The 19,248-nt window shown below is 35.6% G+C and carries 18 protein-coding genes and 1 pseudogene; 1 reads left to right on the top strand and 18 read right to left on the bottom strand.

Annotated features, from left to right (window positions below):
- Positions 1–76 precede the first annotated feature (76 nt).
- The 8 genes and pseudogenes from nosZ to ES724_RS07050 all read right to left on the bottom strand — a co-directional run bounded on the left by nosZ (position 77) and on the right by ES724_RS07050 (position 8,048).
- Positions 77–2,038: a Sec-dependent nitrous-oxide reductase gene (nosZ, locus tag ES724_RS07080; protein ID WP_146931443.1), complete on the bottom strand. Its 1,962-nt coding sequence runs from the start codon at positions 2,036–2,038 to the stop codon at positions 77–79.
- Positions 2,039–2,184: 146 nt separating this feature from the next.
- Positions 2,185–2,763 (bottom strand): fasciclin domain-containing protein, encoded by a 579-nt coding sequence (locus ES724_RS07075; protein WP_146931441.1) that lies wholly within the window; start codon positions 2,761–2,763, stop codon positions 2,185–2,187.
- Between the two features lie 24 nt (positions 2,764–2,787).
- Positions 2,788–3,288, bottom strand: a complete 501-nt coding sequence (locus ES724_RS07070) for a c-type cytochrome (RefSeq protein WP_146931439.1) — start codon at positions 3,286–3,288, stop codon at positions 2,788–2,790.
- 931 nt (positions 3,289–4,219) lie between these two features.
- Positions 4,220–4,781, bottom strand: a pseudogene (gene folE / locus ES724_RS07065) (GTP cyclohydrolase I FolE); the annotation flags it as partial.
- A complete protein-coding gene (locus tag ES724_RS16480) occupies positions 4,774–4,920 on the bottom strand; it encodes a hypothetical protein (protein ID WP_170249860.1) in 147 nt (48 codons plus the stop codon). The pseudogene folE (ES724_RS07065) and the gene ES724_RS16480, both read right to left, overlap by 8 nt.
- Positions 4,921–5,156: 236 nt before the next feature.
- Positions 5,157–6,260: a zinc-dependent alcohol dehydrogenase family protein gene (locus ES724_RS07060; protein ID WP_246136836.1), complete on the bottom strand. Its 1,104-nt coding sequence runs from the start codon at positions 6,258–6,260 to the stop codon at positions 5,157–5,159.
- A gap of 471 nt (positions 6,261–6,731) precedes the next feature.
- The gene (folE, locus tag ES724_RS07055) at positions 6,732–7,430 is read right to left on the bottom strand and encodes a GTP cyclohydrolase I FolE (protein ID WP_146931437.1); all 699 of its coding nucleotides are present in this window, start codon (positions 7,428–7,430) and stop codon (positions 6,732–6,734) included.
- Positions 7,431–7,634: 204 nt separating this feature from the next.
- Positions 7,635–8,048: a 6-pyruvoyl trahydropterin synthase family protein gene (locus ES724_RS07050; RefSeq protein WP_146931435.1), complete on the bottom strand. Its 414-nt coding sequence runs from the start codon at positions 8,046–8,048 to the stop codon at positions 7,635–7,637.
- Between the two features lie 152 nt (positions 8,049–8,200).
- Between ES724_RS07050 and ES724_RS07045 the strand changes: the two genes are divergently transcribed.
- A complete protein-coding gene (locus ES724_RS07045) occupies positions 8,201–9,481 on the top strand; it encodes an NAD(P)/FAD-dependent oxidoreductase (RefSeq protein ID WP_146931433.1) in 1,281 nt (426 codons plus the stop codon).
- 20 nt (positions 9,482–9,501) lie between these two features.
- Here the strand turns inward: ES724_RS07045 and ES724_RS16475 are convergent, their stop codons facing one another.
- The 10 genes from ES724_RS16475 to ES724_RS07000 all read right to left on the bottom strand — a co-directional run bounded on the left by ES724_RS16475 (position 9,502) and on the right by ES724_RS07000 (position 19,076).
- Positions 9,502–9,642, bottom strand: coding sequence for a hypothetical protein (locus tag ES724_RS16475; protein WP_170249859.1), 141 nt, complete (start codon positions 9,640–9,642; stop codon positions 9,502–9,504).
- An 18-nt stretch (positions 9,643–9,660) separates the two neighbouring features.
- Positions 9,661–10,377 (bottom strand): sulfite exporter TauE/SafE family protein, encoded by a 717-nt coding sequence (locus ES724_RS07040; protein WP_026839214.1) that lies wholly within the window; start codon positions 10,375–10,377, stop codon positions 9,661–9,663.
- Between the two features lie 3 nt (positions 10,378–10,380).
- On the bottom strand, positions 10,381–10,830 hold the full coding sequence (locus ES724_RS07035) for a FixH family protein (RefSeq protein ID WP_146931431.1): 450 nt from the start codon (positions 10,828–10,830) through the stop codon (positions 10,381–10,383).
- Between the two features lie 131 nt (positions 10,831–10,961).
- Entirely contained in the window at positions 10,962–12,380 is a 1,419-nt protein-coding gene (ccoG, locus tag ES724_RS07030) for a cytochrome c oxidase accessory protein CcoG (RefSeq protein WP_146931428.1), read from the bottom strand.
- 250 nt (positions 12,381–12,630) lie between these two features.
- Positions 12,631–13,587, bottom strand: coding sequence for a cbb3-type cytochrome c oxidase N-terminal domain-containing protein (locus ES724_RS07025; RefSeq protein ID WP_146931426.1), 957 nt, complete (start codon positions 13,585–13,587; stop codon positions 12,631–12,633).
- Positions 13,588–13,589: 2 nt separating this feature from the next.
- Complete coding sequence (locus ES724_RS07020) at positions 13,590–13,796, bottom strand: cytochrome c oxidase subunit IV (RefSeq protein ID WP_026839210.1); 207 nt, start codon at positions 13,794–13,796, stop codon at positions 13,590–13,592.
- A 12-nt stretch (positions 13,797–13,808) separates the two neighbouring features.
- The gene (gene ccoN, locus ES724_RS07015; RefSeq protein WP_146931424.1) at positions 13,809–16,004 is read right to left on the bottom strand and encodes a cytochrome-c oxidase, cbb3-type subunit I; all 2,196 of its coding nucleotides are present in this window, start codon (positions 16,002–16,004) and stop codon (positions 13,809–13,811) included.
- Between the two features lie 2 nt (positions 16,005–16,006).
- Complete coding sequence (gene ccoS / locus ES724_RS07010; protein ID WP_146931421.1) at positions 16,007–16,201, bottom strand: cbb3-type cytochrome oxidase assembly protein CcoS; 195 nt, start codon at positions 16,199–16,201, stop codon at positions 16,007–16,009.
- Positions 16,202–16,297: 96 nt separating this feature from the next.
- Complete coding sequence (locus ES724_RS07005; RefSeq protein ID WP_146931418.1) at positions 16,298–16,669, bottom strand: hypothetical protein; 372 nt, start codon at positions 16,667–16,669, stop codon at positions 16,298–16,300.
- A 4-nt stretch (positions 16,670–16,673) separates the two neighbouring features.
- Complete coding sequence (locus ES724_RS07000) at positions 16,674–19,076, bottom strand: heavy metal translocating P-type ATPase (protein WP_146931415.1); 2,403 nt, start codon at positions 19,074–19,076, stop codon at positions 16,674–16,676.
- Positions 19,077–19,248: the final 172 nt, after the last annotated feature.

Here is a 19,248-nt window from a genome sequence, read left to right as displayed (position 1 = left end):
GAACCCCTGTCTTTGGAACCAAATGGAGGGATTAAAGTTCTTCATTTGGATTTTCAACTAATTAACATTGTATTTATTAATCTTCCCCAAGTGACCAGCTAAGTTCAAGCTTGGAACTTTTTGGAGAAACTCTAACATAACCTTGCATTTCTTGGTGCAGTGCTGAACAGAAATCTGTACAATAGAAAGGCCATACTCCCACTTCCTTAGGTTCCCATACCGTTGTTTTGGTTTGTCCGGGCATAATAAGCAAGCCTGAACTATTAGCACCAATCATAGCAAAACCGTGAGGTACATCAAAATCCTGCTCGTGATTTGTGATGTGGAAATACACTTTATCCCCAACTTTAATTCCTTCAATATTATCTGGGGTAAAGTGGCTACGAATCATGGTCATATAAACATGAACTTCGTTTCCATCCCGTTCCACTCTGGCATCTCCGTTGGCAATCGCGGCGTATTCATGCTCGTTCTCGGCAAGTTTATAGATTTTTTGAGAATTTTCTTTGATAATACTTGCCGGAATTCCAGCAGCATAGTGAGGTTCCCCATGAGTTGGGAAATCCAATAAAAGCTCCATTTTTTCTCCTGTAATATCAAATAATTGTGCCGAGTGCTCTAATTCTGGCCCTGTTGGTAAATAACGGTCTTTTGTAATTTTGTTCATTGAAACTGCATACTTACCAAAGGGATGTGCAGAATTTCCTCCAGGGATCATCACGTGTCCTACAGAATAATAGTTGGGTTTACGGTCTATCACCTCAAGGGTTTCCAAATCCCATTTTACCAGTTCTGAAGAGATAAAGAATGTGGTATAACCATTTCCTTTACCATCAAATTCGGTATGAAGTGGGCCTAATCCAGCTTGTTTTACTGTTCCTCTCAATATTTCTTCGAATTTCAAGATCGGAATTCCATAGGCATCACCGTCAAATTTTTTGTTTTCGATGGCACTAATCATTTTTGTGAACGAGTGTATGGTTAAATCGGCAGAAAGTTTTCCATTTCCAATAATATATTCACCAGATGGATCTATATCAACCCCGTGTGGGGATTTAGGAGTAGGAAGCAAGAATACAGCTCCTGGAACTTCCAAAGGATCTACTACCAATACCTCTTTCATCATGGTAGAAGTAGCGGTATGCGTATCATCATCATAAACATTATGAGCATAGTTCGCTGGCATCATTTTACCACCACCATTGTTCACATATTCTTCAATTTTTTTCCAGTTTACCGCTGCAATAAAATCTTTGTCATTTTGTGAAGCATTTACCTCTAACAAAGAATTCGCTTCTTCAGTATTATAAGTGGTAAAAAAGAACCAGCCATGAGATTTTCCACGTCCTGGGTGAGAAAGGTCATAATTAAATCCAGGCATCATAAGTTGAAACTTGATGCTCATTATGCCATCTTCTGGATCTACGCTAATAAAAGAAAGGGCTCCTTTGAACTTTCCTTTGTATTCATTGATTGCAATATCCTGTTGCGGTACTGGAACCGAAAATCTTGTACCTGCAACTACATATTCTGTGTTTTCAGTTACAAAAGAAGAACTATGGTTACCCGCAGAATTCGGAACTTCAATAATTTCTGTAGTTTCAAAAGTCTTTAGATCTATTTTAGCAATCCTAGGAGTATTGTTTCCATTGATAAAAACCCAGCGTCCATCTAACTTCCCACTGGTTTGTGAAATATCTGGATGGTGAGCATCATCCCATGGAATAAAACCATGAGAAGTGTTTAGCATAGGTTTGGTTTCTTCAGAATAACCATATCCACTGGTTGGGAATTGCGAAAAAACAGGAATTTCTTTGAACATTCTACCTGAAGGCAATCCATATACAGTTAAGTTACCACTGTACCCACCAGAAACAAAAGCGTAGAACTCATCATGTTCACCTGGTGCAACATATACTTTTTCAGCTGCATTAGAAGCTAAAGCCCCTTTATCCCCATCTTTAGAATCATTAGTATTGCAACTAAATAATCCGGTTATTAGGAGAACTAATATTGATATATTTATTGATTTTCTCATTATATAAAAATTTGGTTGAATTTTAATCCCTCATTGAGGGTTTATTTCCCGAGGCCTGCCCGAAAAGAATTTCATTCAGGCGGGCTTGCCTCGAATTTTTAAAAGTATTTTTTTGTTCATACCTCTTGGGCTTAGCCCGAGGTTCTTTATTTTATAGGTAAGATTACTTTATCTACCACATGAACGATTCCGTTCCCGGCAGGGATACTGGCAATAATTTTTGCGCCGCCCACATATACATCGTCACCTTTTACTTCCACTTTAATACTTTGATCACTGGCCTGTCCCAATTTTTTGAACTTCTTCAGAAATTCTTTATCATAGTTGCCAGGTGTTACATGATGTTTAAGTATAAGTGCTAGTTTCTCTTTATTTTCGGGTTTCAAGAGGTCTTCTACAGTACCATCTGGAAGCTCATTGAAAGCTGCATTGGTAGGTGCAAAAACCATAAGTGGTCCTGCATTTACAAGTACATTTTCCAATTCTGCTGCTTTTACTGCAGCAACAAGTGTGGTATGATCTTTACTGCCAATGGCTATATCCAGTACATTAGGCGTGGACTCATCATCCTTTATAAATGCCTGACCTTGTCTTTCATCAGGATCTGTATTGGAGATTTCTGAAGTGGTATTTATGTCACTTTCTTTAGCTTCCTGATTATCCTTGCAACCTGTAAAGAGCAGAATTAAAGCAAACAAGCTATATAATTGAAAAGTAATTTTCATGATAGTGTTTTTTATGGTTGATTCTTATTTCAGGGTTCTGAAGTATTCTAGGATTTGACGTGCTTCTTCTTCTGTTAAGCCTTGATCTGCCATAGGTGAACCATTATGATCTATAAGCAATTGCCTAGCGATTGGATCTTTTTGAACCATTTCACTTGGATTTAATATCATATTCATTACCCATTCTGGAGATCTTCTATCCAATATACCTACAGGAGCTGGTCCTATAAACTTTTTATGAGTTTTATGACAAGCAAGACATTTGGCATCAAAATTCATTTTTCCTTTAGTTACCATTCCTTGGTCTATGGTATTAGGAAGTTCCAGATTTTTCACCGGACCAATTCCCTTATTAGACATGTCAATTAGCGCTACTTCTGGCTGCTTTTTATCTTGGTTTACTACTTCTTTTTTTTCATAGTTTCCCAATTTAACTTCTTCGTTTTCCTTTTTTTCTTCTTTACCGCCACAACTTAACAGGAGCGTTATTCCGAAGAAAAAAATAATTTTAGTTAGACTTCTCATAGTTTGAAAGATTGATTATTTATCAAAAATATCAGTAAAGCCAACGGTAAAATATGATGTTGATCATATTTAGGACAAAAAAGTCCTTTATAGCAAAGAATGCTTAGAAAATAATTTAAAAGAGTAGGTTGTTTTTGTGAGAAAATATTAATCACTTATCCTTAAATGATTAATTCTCTTTAAATAGGATTATATAAATTGGAATTAACCCATACTTTGAAGCTGGATTATCAATTATAACATATAGAGAAAATTCAATAGGTAAATATTCGAAGAAACAATTTTATAAAAAGCGTCTTGATAACAAGCAATAGAATATCAAATATTAGGGCTATCAAGAATTTTTACGCCTTCTTAATTTTACTAGTTATTATAAAAAAGTTTCGAGAAATTGTGTTCAATAAAGATTTTAGTTGAAAAAATATTTGTATATCCGTTTAGAGTCCAGTGACCAAATTATCCTATCTGAAATGGTCGCGTCACCCTGAACTTGTTTCAGGGTCTTATACCACATATTTGAGATGCTGAAACAAGTTCAGCATGACGGTAACAACCTGTAATTAATTAATAAAAAACTATTTACTGGAACAAAAGCGGACATACAGTAAAAAATATAACCAGTAACATGAGAACTCCTATGAAAATAGAAAGTTACTGCTGCATCCTAAAAAGCGAAAGACTTTTCCAAACAGTCCAAATGCTAAATTAATTATGCTATATGCGAAAAGCCTTCCAAAGGGATATAGAAAGCTTTCAAAGAGTTTTATTAAATTATTTTCTTTAGAATTTTACCGCTTTTTAGCGATAGCCATTGTTAGCACTTATATTCCTAAGCCAATTAATGGTCCTAAATCAAAAGATGGCATGTCTTATACATTTTCTTCATCTTATGATTTTTAACTATCTAACTAATTTATTGGTTTAAATAGTTTTATAATTCAGCAATTTTGTGTGGTTTTTTTAAATACGCCACCATAATAAGTGGTAACGGTAGCAGAGGTATCATCTTTAACTCCGCGAGACGCAACACATAAATGCTTTGCGTCTATGATAACCGCGATATCCTCTGTATTTAATATAGCCTTTAGCTCCATTGCTATTTGATTTGTTAATCGCTCTTGTACTTGTGGGCGTTTTACATAATACTGTACAATTCTATTGAGCTTAGAAAGCCCAATAACTTTACCAGAAGACACGAAAGCTATGTGAGCTTGACCAATTATTGGAACGAAGTGATGTTCGCAATTAGAATAAAATGTAATATTCTTTTCAACCAACATTTGATTATACTGATATTTATTTTCAAAAAGTGCGATCTTATGCTTATTAGCAGGATTAAGTCCAGAGAAGATTCCTTCAATATACATTTTAGCAACCCTATTTGGCGTCCCTCTTAGCGAATCATCTGTAAGATCCAGTCCCATAACATCCATTATCTGTGCAAACAAATCGGAGATTTTTTCTTTTTTTTCTAGATCAGACATTTCAAATGCCTTCGATCCCTTTCGAGAATTCTGGTGGTGTGGCTACCTCTATACAAACTCCATTTTTTGTACTTAATTCAGAAGAACACATAACGCCTTTACGAGTGTTTTCCCAGTTTACATCTACATTATAATAGTGTGCATCCATTATTTATATATTTATTAGGTTATTGAATCCCTCATTGAGGGTTTAACCCGCCTGACCGGCTGGGCAGGTTCCCCGAGGCCTGCCCGAAACATTCAGGCGGACTTGCCTCGAATTTTTAAAAGTATTTTCCTCCCGAACCATCGGGACACATCTCGTGGGATTGCCCCGAGGTTCTTGATTCTTATTAATTTTAGTTGGACTTACCTTTATTTCTTAATTAAACCCTTTAAATATCCTTAGTTAGTCAGAATTATTTTTAACGCTTTTTCTTCAGATGCATTACCAAAAACTTCATAAGCTCTCATAATCTCGTCCAATTTAAAGTGATGTGTGATTAATTTTTCTGGCTGGATTTTTTTAGAGGTCACTGTTTTAAGAAGCATAGGTGTTGTGTTGGTGTTCACTAATCCCATGGTGATAGTAATATTTTTAATCCACAGATCTTGAATTTTAAGATCTACACTTTTTCCATGTACTCCTATATTGGCAATATTCCCACCAGGACGTACGATCTGTTGACAGATATCAAATGTTACAGGAGCTCCTACGGCTTCAATAGCTACATCTACACCATCAGCTGTTTCAGAAAGTATTTTTTTAATGGCATCCTCAGTTCCAGAATTAATGGTGTCTGTAGCTCCCCATTTTTTTGCTAGTTTCAACCGATTTTCATCTATATCTATCATGTAAATTTTGGCAGGAGAATAAAATTGTGCGGTAAGAAGGGCAGACATACCAATTGGGCCGGCACCAACAATCGCAATAGTATTACCTGGTTTTACACAACCATTGATCACGCCAATCTCAAGGCCTGTAGGCAAAATATCACTCAACATTACCAAGGCTTCATCATCTACCCCTTCAGGAGCAATATAAAGACTATTATTTGCATGCGGAATACGAACATACTCTGCTTGGGTTCCATTAATAATATGCCCCAAGATCCAACCTCCATCTTTGCAATGGCTATACATTTGCTTTTTACAATACTCACAACTTCCACATGCGGTAATGCATGAAATAATTACACGATCACCTTTCTTAAAATTACTCACACCACTACCAACTTCTTCAATCACTCCAACACCTTCATGACCTAAGGTAGTTCCTGGTTTTACAGAAGGCGTTTTGCCATGCAATATGCCTAAATCTGTCCCACAAATGGTGGTTTTAACCATTTTCACAATGGCATCTGTCGCATTTTTAATTTCTGGTTTTGGAACATTTTTGAATCCTATTTTCCCTGGCCCATCATAAACAAGCCCCTTCATGGTACTATTAGTGTTGGAAGAAGCCGCATTTGAATGAACCTCTTTATTTGATACGTTTTTACTTGACATCTTTATAGAATTTAAGTGAAACTTTTTTTCTATACTAAAGATAAAAGAAGATAAGCTGGTAAAATATGACTGTAATCAGGTTTGCTTTTTATATTCAAAAGAAAACATATTCGCTTAAGGATATAAGCACTAATTAAACGAACTTAAGAAACTGGAATCCCATGATTCTTATTGAATACTAAATTAAATACCTAATAAGTTCAATATGTAAGCATCTATTAAAGAATAAGAGTTTCTTAATACTCCGCATTTTCAATATTATTAAAGCTTCCTTTGTTTTAAAGCTTCCTTATTATCCGATAATTTTTAATAATTGTATATCCCAAAAGTGCCGAAATATTCAATTTCTAGGGATAAACCGATTCTCCTTTAGAATTTTACCGATTATTTGCGATAGCCGTTGGTCTAAGATCAAAAGATGGAATGTCTAAATTTTTTCTTCATCTTATGATTTTTAACTATCTAACCAATTTATTGGTTTAAATAGTTTTGTAATTCAGCAATTTTGTGTGGTTTTTCAAATACGCCACCATAATAAGTGGTAACGGTAGCAGAGGTATCATCTTTAACTCCACGAGACGAAACACATAAATGCTTTGCGTCAATGATAACGGCAATATCCTCTGTATTTAATATAGCCTTTAGCTCCATTGCTATTTGATTTGTTAATCGCTCTTGTACTTGTGGGCGTTTTGCATAATACTGTACAATTCTATTGAGCTTAGAAAGCCCAATAACTTTACCAGAAGACACGTAAGCTATGTGAGCTTGACCAATTATTGGAACGAAGTGATGTTCGCAATTAGAATAAAATGTAATATTCTTTTCAACCAACATTTGATTATACTGATATTTATTTTCAAAAAGTGCGATCTTAGGCTTATTAGCAGGATTAAGTCCAGAGAAGATTTCTTCAATATACATTTTAGCAACCCTATTTGGCGTCCCTCTTAGCGAATCATCTGTAAGATCCAGTCCCATAACATCCATTATCTGTGCAAACAAATCGGAGATTTTTTCTTTTTTTTCTAGATCAGACATTTCAAATGCATCCGATCTCATGGGAGTTTCTAAGCCAGTATAAAAATGGTCATCTCCTATCTCATCAAAGGAAAAATTACTAATTCTGTTACCATTGGTAGGTGCGAAATCTGCTGTTTTGAATTCCATCTATTTTATTATATAAGAATATATTATGTTCGGCTAAAATATTTTCGAAGTTTAATTATCCACTTGATATATTTCTTCACCGATTAATCAAATTTACAACATTGTTTAATAAATAATTAAAAACAATAAACAAAATTATCATAATTATATAGGGTTTATCTATGAGCCTATCGGCCATGAATAGACTGTTATAAATTATGCTATTTACAAATAAGGATATTCAACATAGTTTCTTGGTGTTTCATATAACTTTATTTTCAACTCTAGACTTTCATCTAATTCTGGTTTAAGTAGGTTATATATAACCATTGCGATATTTTCTGCAGTAGGATTTAAGCTTTCAAATTCCTTTGTATCTAAGTTTAGGTTTTTGTGATCGAACCTATCTAGTATTTTATCTTTGATAAGGCGGGAAAGAATTTTTGTATCAATTACATAACCAGTCTGAGGATCACAGAGTCCAATGATTTTCACCTCTAAGTCATAATTGTGTCCATGATAATTGGGATTATTACATTTCCCAAAAACGGCTTGATTTCTTTCATCGCTCCAGTTAGTATTATGTAATCTGTGAGCTGCATTGAAGTGTTCGCAACGTATAATGGCTGTTTTGTTCATATTTATAATAAGTATTAACTATCTAAAATTTTACTTTGACGCAAACATACCTATATATTTGTTTACTTTTGCAAGTAAATAGTTAAACAAAATTTAAACTATTAAATTAGCCAATAGGAAGACTTTTCTGTTTTTTAGTAAATAATACACTTATGAATAAACTAGATTTTAAAATACACATCATTGGCGCTGGAGTAAGCGGACTTATTGCTGCCAGAGTTTTAGAAGATAATGGTTTTAGTCCGGTTATTATTGAAGCAACAGATCGCGTTGGTGGAAGAGTAAAAACCGATATTATAGATGGTTATCAATTGGATCACGGATTTCAAGTATTGCTCACGGCATATCCGGCTGCAAAGAAATATTTGAATTTTGAAGCCTTAGAATTACAGAAATTTCTTCCTGGAGCAACTATTTTTAATAATGGAAATACTAAAACAATTGGAGACCCTTTAAGAGACCTATCCTTACTCATTCCAACATTGACTTCAGGCATAGGAACTATTTCAGATAAATTAAAAGTACTCAAGCTAAATCAACTTCTTAAGAAAACATCTCTGTCAGAAATTTTCGTGAAATCGGAAAAAACAACGCTTCAATATTTATTAGATTTCGGTTTTTCTGAAGAAATGATCTCTAAATTCTTCAAACCTTTTTTCAGTGGGATATTTCTAGAGACAAAACTTGAAACATCTAGTAGAATGTTCGAGTTTGTTTATAAAATGTTTGGAGAAGGATATGCAAGTTTACCGAAAGCTGGAATTGAAGCGATTCCTAAGCAACTTTTACAAAACCTAAATAATACTACTTTCAAATTTAATACGAAAGTAACATCAATAAAAGATGGGGAAATAACTCTTGACGATAACACAAAATTAGAAAGTCATTTTACTATAATTGCTACGGAGGCAAGTAGCTTGATTTCCAATTTAAAAAATCAATCAACCAAATGGAAGTCCTGCCATACCTTATATTTTGAAACTGAAGGGAGAGTTATGATCAAACCAATAATCGGTCTTATTCCTGAAGCTGGAACACTAATAAATAATATTTTTTACCACACAAGTATAGGCACCTATACAACAGCAAATAAAGAATTGCTTTCGGTAACTGTAGTAGATAATCAAAACCTATCTGATGAAATACTTATTGAACGGGTGAAAACAGAATTAAAAGAACATTGTAATATTCATTCTTGTAAGTTTATAAAGCAATATGATATACCAATGGCCTTACCGAAATTAAAGGATATACGATATGAAATGTTAGCATCTGAGACGCGTTTAACGACGAGTATATTTTTAGCAGGGGACACCCAATTAAATGGTTCTCTAAATGCCGCTATGATTTCTGGAGAAAGAGCTGCACTTGGAGTCATAGAAACCTTATCAAGTACTATTTCTTCGGAAAGTATTACCTCTGAATATCGCTAAACAAGAGAATTAATAATTCCTTAATCCTTCTTTTTCTTCTTATCACTATTAATCATATTCACTACGAGTATAACCAATGCAACACAAACAACTCCAAAAACAATAATTAGTGCAGTTCCCATGCCCCAATTAACGAGGGGAATAATAGTTTGTAGAATCATAATTTCAATTATTAAAGATTAATTATTTGTAATTGGTTGACATTCGTAATTAGCACCAACATTTTCAGTCATCTGTTTTGGTGATACATAAGGAATTCCAAGACCAAGTCCTCTTAAGATAAATAGAATGGCTATAATACTTAAAAACACAGGTATCGATCTTCTTACGTGCTGTCGGACTTTTCCAGATAAAAAATTTCCAACCCAGATGGCAGTGGTCATTAATGGAATAGTACCCAAACCAAATAGCAACATATAAAGGCTTCCCTGCAATGCGCTGCCTCCGGCTATTGCACCAAATACAGCCATATAAACCAAACCACAAGGTAAAAACCCGTTTAAGAAGCCTACAGTAAAGAACGTATCCGGATTTTTCTTTTTAAGCTCTTTTCCCAGGCTATTTTTAACTTTGCCAATCAACCCAAAAAGAGGTTTTGAGAAATTATATTTATTAAATATTTTGGTTGGAAGAAATATAACAAGCAACATTAGTACTCCTATAAAAATAGAAAGTTGCTGCTGCATCCCAAAAAGCGAAAGACTTTTTCCAACAAGTCCAAATGCTAAACCAATAATGCTATATGCGAAAAGCCTTCCGAAGTGATATAGAAAGATCTGAAAGAGTTTTCGTAAATTATTATCCCTATCTACAGGTAATAAAAAAGCAATAGGACCGCACATTCCCACGCAATGTAAACTTCCTAATAGACCAAATATGAAGGCAGATAATAGCATATTCTAATAATTGATCTCTTTTTTGAATAAATACTCTACGTTCTTATAAGTCCAGTTGACCATAATATTCCAGCGGCCATCTATCATTTTTTCATTAGGAATTATTACCTCATTTGTTTTTAAACCAGTTAGCGGAATCTCAAAATCAAGTACTTTGTTAGAAGTACGATATAAATGAATTGCACCTTCAATTTCAGTTAAATCAATAGCTTTTGGTAATACCACACTCCAAGTACCATTTGTGTTTAAAACGGAAACATTATCCTTTAACGCCAGTGCATTTTCTTCGGCATCTATTTCCTCTTGATAATGCAACTCGGCCTTATAATAGTCCTCAACAACCAGATCTTGAGTGTAATCTTTGTTTGTTAGCATGGTCACCACAAAATACATAATGAAGCTTATAAATGCAGCCAAAACCAATACCATTCCTGTTCCCCAGTTCATTTTCATAATCTTTATTTTTATTAATTGTTTCAAGCCCTTTTTAAAGTTTATTTCAAACCACAAACCACAAACCACAAACCACAAACCACAAACCACAAACTCCTCACTCCTCACACCTCACCTCTCACACCTCACATCTATCTATAACTTCTTGGCCCCAGAAAATTAGTTTTAGTGGTTTCAATTAAAATATCGCCACTATACACTTCTATCTTTATTTTATCTTTTTCGTTCTTAAGGGCACTTTGGTCTATCTCGATAAATAAGGTGCCTTCTGCCATCCCGCGTGCAGGAACAATAAGATCGGTTTTAACCGGTTCGATAGTTCCTTTATGAGAAACCAGCTCAAAATGTATTTTATCAAAAGCTTTGGAAGTTTTGTTAAGCAATTTATAAGTGTACACATTGCTAATTATAGTTCCTTCTTTGTGTTCATATAATTGCCCTGGTAACCTAAAAATATTGGCTTCTATATCACTTCTTAAAAACAACATTCCCGTTAAGAGGGAAACGAGTATAAATAGGACTGCGGTGTAGCCTTTTAGCCTGGCAGTAAATTTGAATTTGGTCTTTTTTTCAATATTTTCTTCACTTGTAAAACGTATTAATCCTTTTGGCAAGTCTACTGCTTCCATGATGTCATTACAGGAATCAATACATGCCGTACAATTCACACATTCCAACTGAGTACCGTTTCTTATATCTATTCCGGTAGGACAAACATTTACGCACTGAAAGCAATCTATACAATCACCTTTCCCACTAGCTTCCCTATCTTCATTCTTCTTGAATTTTGCCCGACCTTTTTCTTTTTCTCCACGTTTATGGTCATAAGCCACAACGATAGATTTGTTATCTAATAAGACTCCTTGTAATCTACCATAAGGACAAGCAATTATACATACCTGCTCCCTAAACCAAGCAAAAACAAAATAAAAAACACCGGTAAAGATCACCAAGGACAGTAGAGTGCTAAGATGTGCTTCCGGACCATCCATTACATAAAGCATCAGTCGGTCACTCCCTATTAAATAAGCTAGAAATACATTGGCGATCAAAAAAGAAATCACAAAGAAAATACTCCATTTTATTCCTTTTTTCCTGATCTTATCTGCATTCCATTCTTGTTTCTCCAACCGGATCTGTTTCCCACGATCACCTTCTATCCAGTATTCTATCCTTCTAAAAACCATTTCCATAAAAATGGTCTGCGGACAGATCCATCCACAAAATATTCTTCCGAAGGCCACGGTAAATAAGGCGATAAAAATTACGCCAATCAACATAATGATCACGAACAGGTAGAAATCTTGAGGCCAGAATGGAAAACCAAAAATATTAAACCGGCGTTCTAGCACATTGAACATTAGAAACTGGTTGCCATTAATTTTAATAAAAGGTGCGGACACCAAAAAAGCCAGTAAAATATAGCTTACATATTTACGATATTCGTATAGGACTCCCGAAGGTTTCTTGGGGTACACCCAGGATCGCTTTCCTTCTTCGGTCAACGTGCCAATACTATCCCTAAATCTTTCGTTCTCCTGCTTTTCCAAAATATTATCCTTATTTTAAATCCCTCATTATGGGTTTAATTCTCCGTCCCGAAAGCTATCGGGAGGCTTCGATCTTAAAATTATTTTCCTCCCGAACACTCAGGATATACCTCTTGGGCCTGCCCGTACCCTTCGGGCGGGCTTGGCTCGAGGTTCTTGATTTCTAATCTTATTATTTTCCGCTCCGGGGAGATCCAAAAGGCAAAACATTTCCCAATGGGCTCATTTTTAAAGTCCAGGAAAGGTTTTTTTATTCCCCATCATACCCCATCTTAATTTCTACAGAAGTAGAATCTTTCATCTCCACTTCTACTTGCTCTACATGCGCATCTGGGTCCACATACAATTCCCCTTCCGGTTCTTTAGGATCTAAGGGTGTAGTACCATGCAGGCTTAGGACATAACTGGTTACTTGAGCGATTTCATCTGGCTTCAAATTGGTCTTCCAGGCTACCATTCCTTTACCGGGGCGTCCGCCTTCAGTAATCGTATTGAACACATTTTTGACTCCACCGCCAAGTATCCAATATGAATCCACAAGGTTGGGACCAATACCTCCACCGGCATCAACTTTATGACAAGCCACACAATTAGCTGTGAAAATTGCATTCCCAGCTTTAATATCGGTTTCTCCTGTTAGGAGTTCCACCGTATTTGCAGTTAATAATCCTTTCGCATTTTTCTTGTACTCATCCACTGCTTCCTGCGCTTCAGCAACTTCTATTAAATATTCTTCACGTTGGGTGGTGCCATCAAAAACATGATATTTAAACATATATACAAATGCAAAAATTATGGTGGCATAAAACCCATAGAGCCACCAGGGGGGCAGATTATTGTCCAATTCCCTGATTCCATCATAGTCATGGTCAAGTATTATTTCGCCTTCATTTTCAACAGGCTTTTTATCCAATAAGTTTTTATAGGCTTTTCTCCACCATTCCAGTTTCGCTTCTTTTTTAGAATTTTCTGTTAGATCGAATTGTGCTCTAGCTTCTGGTGTTAAACTTTTATATAAGACACTATGTAGTGCACCTGCAGATATTTCTATAGCGATAGCAATAAGAAAGACCACCCCAATTATTAACCAAAGAAATGGATAGACTTCAAACGCGTATTTATCATTGTTTTCGAGACTTATTTCTGCCAAAACAATGGCCAATGCAACAAGGCCAACTACTCTTAATATGGAATAAACTAGTTTCATTATTAATTATTTTGAAGTGGTTTAGAATTATCTAGTTCATCATCTTTTTCCAGTGGAAGATTACTTACTTTATTTATATAATCTTTTTTCGCGGTGATTACCCACCAGAATAGGACTACAAAAAAAATGAAGAAAATTAGTAGGGAAACAAGAGGATAGATCCCTACACCATCTATACTTTCCATATGGCCTTTTACAAATTTAAACATTGCCTTATTTTTTTAATTATTAGAAATTTCCTGTAAGTCTTTCGCTTTAATATCGGTACCTAAGCGTTGAAGGTATGCGATGAGCGCAACGATCTCTCTATTACGCATTTCGGTAAATTCCAGATCATTTTCTGAAGCGTACTTTTTATCGGCTTCATAAGTAGAAGCAAAATCTGGATCGGAATATAGATTCTCTTCTATTTTAGTCCCCTGCTCTAACATCCATTTTTCGGCATTGGCAACTTCTTCATCAGAGTAAGGCACGCCTAGCGTTTGCATAGCTCTCATTTTAGTTTGGGTGTCGCTCTTATCTAACTCATCTTTAATAATCCATTGGTATGATGGCATAATTGAACCTGCTGAAGTACTTTGCGGATCGTACATGTGATTTAAGTGCCAGTTATCGGAATATTTTTGACCAATCCTATGCAAATCTGGGCCGGTACGTTTACTTCCCCATAGAAAAGGAAAGTCATAACGGTATTCTCCAGCTTTGGAATATTCACCGTAGCGCTCTACCTCACTTCTAAAAGGTCTCACCATTTGTGAATGACAACCCACACAACCTTCGCGGATATAAATATCGCGGCCCTCCAGTTCTAATGGTGTATACGGTTTTACGCTGGAAATTATTGGCACGTAGTCATCTACCAATAAAGAAGGAATAATTTGAGCTGCCCCTCCAATAAGGATAGCAATAGTGGCGAAAATGGTCAATTTAACAGGTCTTCTTTCTAACCAGCTATGGTAAGCTTCACCTTTAACACGCTTAATGGTTACACGGGTAAGAGCTGCGGCTTCAGCTAGTTCATCTTCTACTGCGCTACCTTGTTTTGCGGTTTTGATGATGTTATACAACATTACGATCGCTCCCACGATGTAAAGACTACCTCCAATGGCACGCATCCAGTACATCGGTATAATTTCTGTAACTGTTTCCAAAAAGTTTCCGTAAGTTAAGGTTCCATCAGGATTAAATTGTTTCCACATAGAAGCTTGAAGGAAGCCAGCGACATACATTGGTAATGCATACATAATTATACCCAGCGTTCCTATCCAAAAATGGACATTGGCTAATTTTACAGACCATAATTTAGTTTTGAATAATCTTGGTACCATCCAGTATAGCATACCAAAAGTCAAAAATCCATTCCAGGCTAAGGCGCCAACGTGAACGTGTGCAATAATCCAATCGCTATAGTGCGCAATGGCGTTTACATTTTTGAGTGAAAGCAAAGGGCCTTCAAAAGTGGCCATCCCATAACCAGTAATTGCAACCACCATAAATTTTAAAACCGGATCTACTCTAACTTTATCCCAAGCTCCACGCAAGGTTAGCAATCCATTGATCATCCCTCCCCAAGATGGAAAAAGTAGCATTATTGAAAAGGCAACTCCAAGGTTTTGTGCCCAATCTGGTAAAGAAGTATATAATAAGTGATGAGGACCAGCCCATATATAGATGAAGATGAGCGACCAAAAATGGATAATGGAAAGCCTATAAGAATAAACGGGACGATTTGCCGCTTTTGGCACAAAATAATACATTAACCCAAGAAACGGAGTAGTAAGAAAAAATGCCACCGCGTTATGCCCGTACCACCATTGTACAAGCGCATCTTGAACTCCTGAATACACAGAATAACTTTTGAAAGCACTTACAGGGATTTCAATATTATTAATTATATGAAGCACGGCAACGGTAACAAAAGTTGCGAGGTAAAACCAAATTGCTACATACAAGTGTCGTTGTCGCCTTTTGATCATGGTTCCTATAAGGTTTGCTCCAAAAGCAACCCATACCAATGTTATAGCAATATCTATAGGCCATTCTAGCTCTGCATATTCTTTAGATGAGGTAAAACCCATTGGGAGTGTAATAGCAGCAGCAACAATAATTGCCTGCCACCCCCAGAAGTTAAAATTACTAAGAGCATCGCTCCACATCCTTGCTTTTAACAATCGCTGACTGGAATAATAAACCCCTGCAAAAATGGCATTTCCTACAAAGGCAAATATCACTGCATTGGTATGTAAGGGTCTTAAACGACCAAAACTCAACCATGGAATTCCATCGGTAATGTTTGGAAATAAGAACATAAGGGCTAATAATAGACCTATACTCATACCTATTAAACCCCAAAACATAGTGGCGATAATAAACTTCTTTACGACCTTATTATCGTAATAAAACTGCTGTAATTCCATAGTTAGTTGGATTTCTCTTTAGAATCAGATTGATTTTTATCTGGGTTAGGTTTAACTAGTTCGTCTTCAAAAAGCATACGAACTGAAGGAGTATAGACATCGTCATACTGCCCTTTTTTGACTGAAACAATAAATGCAACGAAGAAAATTAGAGCTACAACTACGCTTACTCCTAGCAACATGTAAATAATATTCATAGTTTTTTAATCTGCTGTAAAAGTATTTGGCTAGGCTACTTCAAAAAATGACCAAAATCATGTTTTGAGTTATATATGCAAAAAAATTTAATGCTGTTAAACCTCTAGATACAGTCCTATCACAGCTATTTCTTGTCTCATTTGTTGCAATTTTCTTAGCTTATAATTTATTCCATTTTTATAGTGAGCGATCGTTTTATTAATGATCTTTTCTAAGTAGGTAACTGCTGCTGCAAGTTGATTTGTAAGAGTTTTAAAATGATTCCCGGCTTCATTTTCTAATTCAATCCTTATGGTGTAGATCTCACTCCTGAGTCTATTAACAAATACTTCCAATATTTCAATTACAGCCAGAGACTTGGTTTTAGGGTCGTTTGTTTCTAAATCTCTATATAAGAAATTCACTATTTCGATTGCCGTATAGTCCTTTTCCAGGAATAGGTTGTAAGTATAATTATGATGCTTCATATTTTTAATATTTTAGATCCCTTGATATTTTCCTACTGAATAGGTGTGTGGCAACACTAGTAAAGACTACGATACTTATACTGCTCAACGGCATCAAAATAGCTGCAACCACTGGTCTTAAATGTCCTGTCACGGCAAAGGAAAGACCAATTAGATTGTACAAAAGTGAAAGCAAAAATGCCCATTTGATGATCTTGATCCCATTTTGAGAAAGATCTATATAATCCTCCAAGTTTTTAAATACCGAAGCATCCAAAATTCCATCACAAGCAGGGGAGAAGACATTTATATCTTCAGAAACAACAATTCCAACATCACTTTGTGCTAAGGCTCCGGCATCATTCAGTCCGTCGCCAACCATCATTACAGTTTTGCCGTTTTGCTGAAGTTTTTTTATAAATTCAAGTTTATGTCCTGGTTGCTGATTGAAAAACATTTTAGTATCCCTTGGCAGCATGAGCTCTAAATTTTCACGCTCACCATCATTATCTCCAGAAAGGATGATGAGGTCTTTTTTAGTTTTTAGATCTTCGAATAATTTTGAAAGCCCTTCACGATAGGCATTGCTGAATGTAAAACAGCCTTTATAAATATTGTTACTGCTAATATGGACAGAAGTTTTCTCAGGTTTCTTCAGCTCAACTGAATTATTGGAAATTGATTTGATCTTTACAAAATCGGCAGATCCAATTTTAAAACTGGTATCCTTATAGGTCGTTTCAATACCTTTTCCAGTGTGTTCCAGAAATTCATCGGGTGTAACAATATTGTTCTTTTTCAGAAGCTGATATAAAGAACGACTCAGTGGATGATTGGAAGCCCTTAGACTACCACCTAGTATTTCCTCTTCAGATCTGGTTAGTTCTATACCTTCATAGGAAATGCTATTTCGTTTGTTGGTAGTTATGGTTCCGGTTTTATCGAACACGATTGTGTCAATTTTCGCCATTTGCTCGATTACCGATGCTTCTTTCAAGTAAAATTTCTCCCTGCCATAAATGCGAAGAAGATTTCCCAGGGTAAATGGGGCTGCTAATGCAATAGCGCAAGGACAGGCAATAATTAGCACTGCTGTAAAAACATTCAGGGCTTTTGAAGGATCATAAATAAGCCAGAATATGCCCGAAAGTATTGCGATGCTTAAAACCGCAATGGTAAAACGTTTGCTTATTTGATTAGTAAGGCTTTGAAAGCTACTTGGCTTATTTTTACTAAAGATCTCATTACTCCAAAGTTGGGTAAGATAACTTTGCTGCACTGCTTTTAAGGCTTCAATTTCTATTATACCGCCTTGTTGACGTCCTCCGGCGAAAAGTTTATCTCCACTTTTTTTGACTACAGGCTCGGCTTCGCCTGTCACAAAACTATAATCTATAGAAGCCTTTCCTTTTATAAGAACAGCATCCATAGGGAGCAATTCTTCGTTTCTAATTAAGATACGGTCTCCTTTTTTTATTTTATAAACTTGGACCTGTTCTTCTATTGAATTAATTAAGCGAGTGACCGCAATTGGAAAATAGGATTTGTAATCTCTGTCAAAAGAAAGGAAGGCATAAGTTTTCTGCTGAAAATATCTTCCGAGAAGTAAAAAGAAAACCAATCCACTTAGGCTATCGAAAAAACCGGTACCCAAATTCAGAATAATTTCCGCAGAACTTCTTAAAAACAATACAGCGATCCCTAATGCAATAGGAACATCTATATTCAGTATTCTAGCCCGCAATCCTTTATATGCTGAAACAAAATAATCTGAACCCGAATAGAAGACTACAGGTATAGAAAAGCCAAACATCAGCCAGCGGAACAAAACTTTAAATTGATCCAGCCAAAATTCCTCTACCTCAAAATATTCAGGAAAAGACAGAAACATAATATTGCCAAATGCAAAACCCGCAACTCCTAGTTTGTATATCAGGCTTCGGTCTATTACACTAGCTTTTTTATTGTAATTCTCCAGCGAAATAGAAGGTTCGTACCCAATTCTATTTAATAATATCACCAATTCCTTTAAGGAAATGCTATCGGAATTATAACTTACCCGAATAGATCTTTTTGGGAAATCTACCTGAGAGCTCTTGATGGCATTATTTAATTTATTCAGATTTTCCAAGATCCAGATACAGGAACTACAATGAATGCTTGGGATAACAAAGGAAATAACCTGAGTATCGAGATCGTTAAACTCTAATAATTTTTCTACGATATCTGCATTTTCCAAGTAATCATATTTCCCTTCCAGACTTTTAGGACTTGTGCCAGGAGATCTCTCCAAGTCGTAATAATAACTGAGATCATTTGAATTGAGAATATCAAAGACAGTTTTACAGCCTGAACAACAAAACGACTTTTCATCATAATGTATAATATCATCTATACAGTTTTCTCCACAATGATAACAAGTCACCATATTCTCTATAAGTTAGAAATGCGAATTTTATGGATTTGCAGACTTTAAAAAATGACGGCTGTCATATTATATTGAATAATGCTGGTAAAGGAGATCTTGTGAAATATCGTGTAATGTGACATTCATCATTATTTAGCAATTACTACTACCCCAACTTTGTATAGACTTAAAA

Origin of the sequence: Gillisia hiemivivida (genome assembly GCF_007997295.1) — a bacterium.
In the GTDB taxonomy this organism is placed as follows: Bacteria; Bacteroidota; Bacteroidia; order Flavobacteriales; family Flavobacteriaceae; genus Gillisia; species Gillisia hiemivivida.
This window is presented reverse-complemented; position numbering and strand designations above follow the sequence as displayed.

Coding starts and splice junctions, on each gene's coding strand:
- ES724_RS07075 (WP_146931441.1), bottom strand. CDS start 2,763: ATGAAAATTACTTTTCAATTATATAGCTTGTTTGCTTTAATTCTGCTC.
- ccoN (WP_146931424.1), bottom strand. CDS start 16,004: ATGGAATTACAGCAGTTTTATTACGATAATAAGGTCGTAAAGAAGTTT.
- ES724_RS07000 (WP_146931415.1), bottom strand. CDS start 19,076: ATGGTGACTTGTTATCATTGTGGAGAAAACTGTATAGATGATATTATA.
- ccoS (WP_146931421.1), bottom strand. CDS start 16,201: ATGAATATTATTTACATGTTGCTAGGAGTAAGCGTAGTTGTAGCTCTA.
- ES724_RS07035 (WP_146931431.1), bottom strand. CDS start 10,830: ATGAAAATGAACTGGGGAACAGGAATGGTATTGGTTTTGGCTGCATTT.
- ES724_RS16475 (WP_170249859.1), bottom strand. CDS start 9,642: ATGATTCTACAAACTATTATTCCCCTCGTTAATTGGGGCATGGGAACT.
- ES724_RS07070 (WP_146931439.1), bottom strand. CDS start 3,288: ATGAGAAGTCTAACTAAAATTATTTTTTTCTTCGGAATAACGCTCCTG.
- ES724_RS16480 (WP_170249860.1), bottom strand. CDS start 4,920: ATGGATGCACACTATTATAATGTAGATGTAAACTGGGAAAACACTCGT.
- folE (WP_146931437.1), bottom strand. CDS start 7,430: ATGGAATTCAAAACAGCAGATTTCGCACCTACCAATGGTAACAGAATT.
- ES724_RS07020 (WP_026839210.1), bottom strand. CDS start 13,796: ATGTTTAAATTTGTAAAAGGCCATATGGAAAGTATAGATGGTGTAGGG.
- ES724_RS07005 (WP_146931418.1), bottom strand. CDS start 16,669: ATGAAGCATCATAATTATACTTACAACCTATTCCTGGAAAAGGACTAT.
- ES724_RS07025 (WP_146931426.1), bottom strand. CDS start 13,587: ATGAAACTAGTTTATTCCATATTAAGAGTAGTTGGCCTTGTTGCATTG.
- ES724_RS07050 (WP_146931435.1), bottom strand. CDS start 8,048: ATGAACAAAACAGCCATTATACGTTGCGAACACTTCAATGCAGCTCAC.
- nosZ (WP_146931443.1), bottom strand. CDS start 2,038: ATGAGAAAATCAATAAATATATCAATATTAGTTCTCCTAATAACCGGA.
- ES724_RS07060 (WP_246136836.1), bottom strand. CDS start 6,260: ATGTCAAGTAAAAACGTATCAAATAAAGAGGTTCATTCAAATGCGGCT.
- ES724_RS07045 (WP_146931433.1), top strand. CDS start 8,201: ATGAATAAACTAGATTTTAAAATACACATCATTGGCGCTGGAGTAAGC.
- ES724_RS07040 (WP_026839214.1), bottom strand. CDS start 10,377: ATGCTATTATCTGCCTTCATATTTGGTCTATTAGGAAGTTTACATTGC.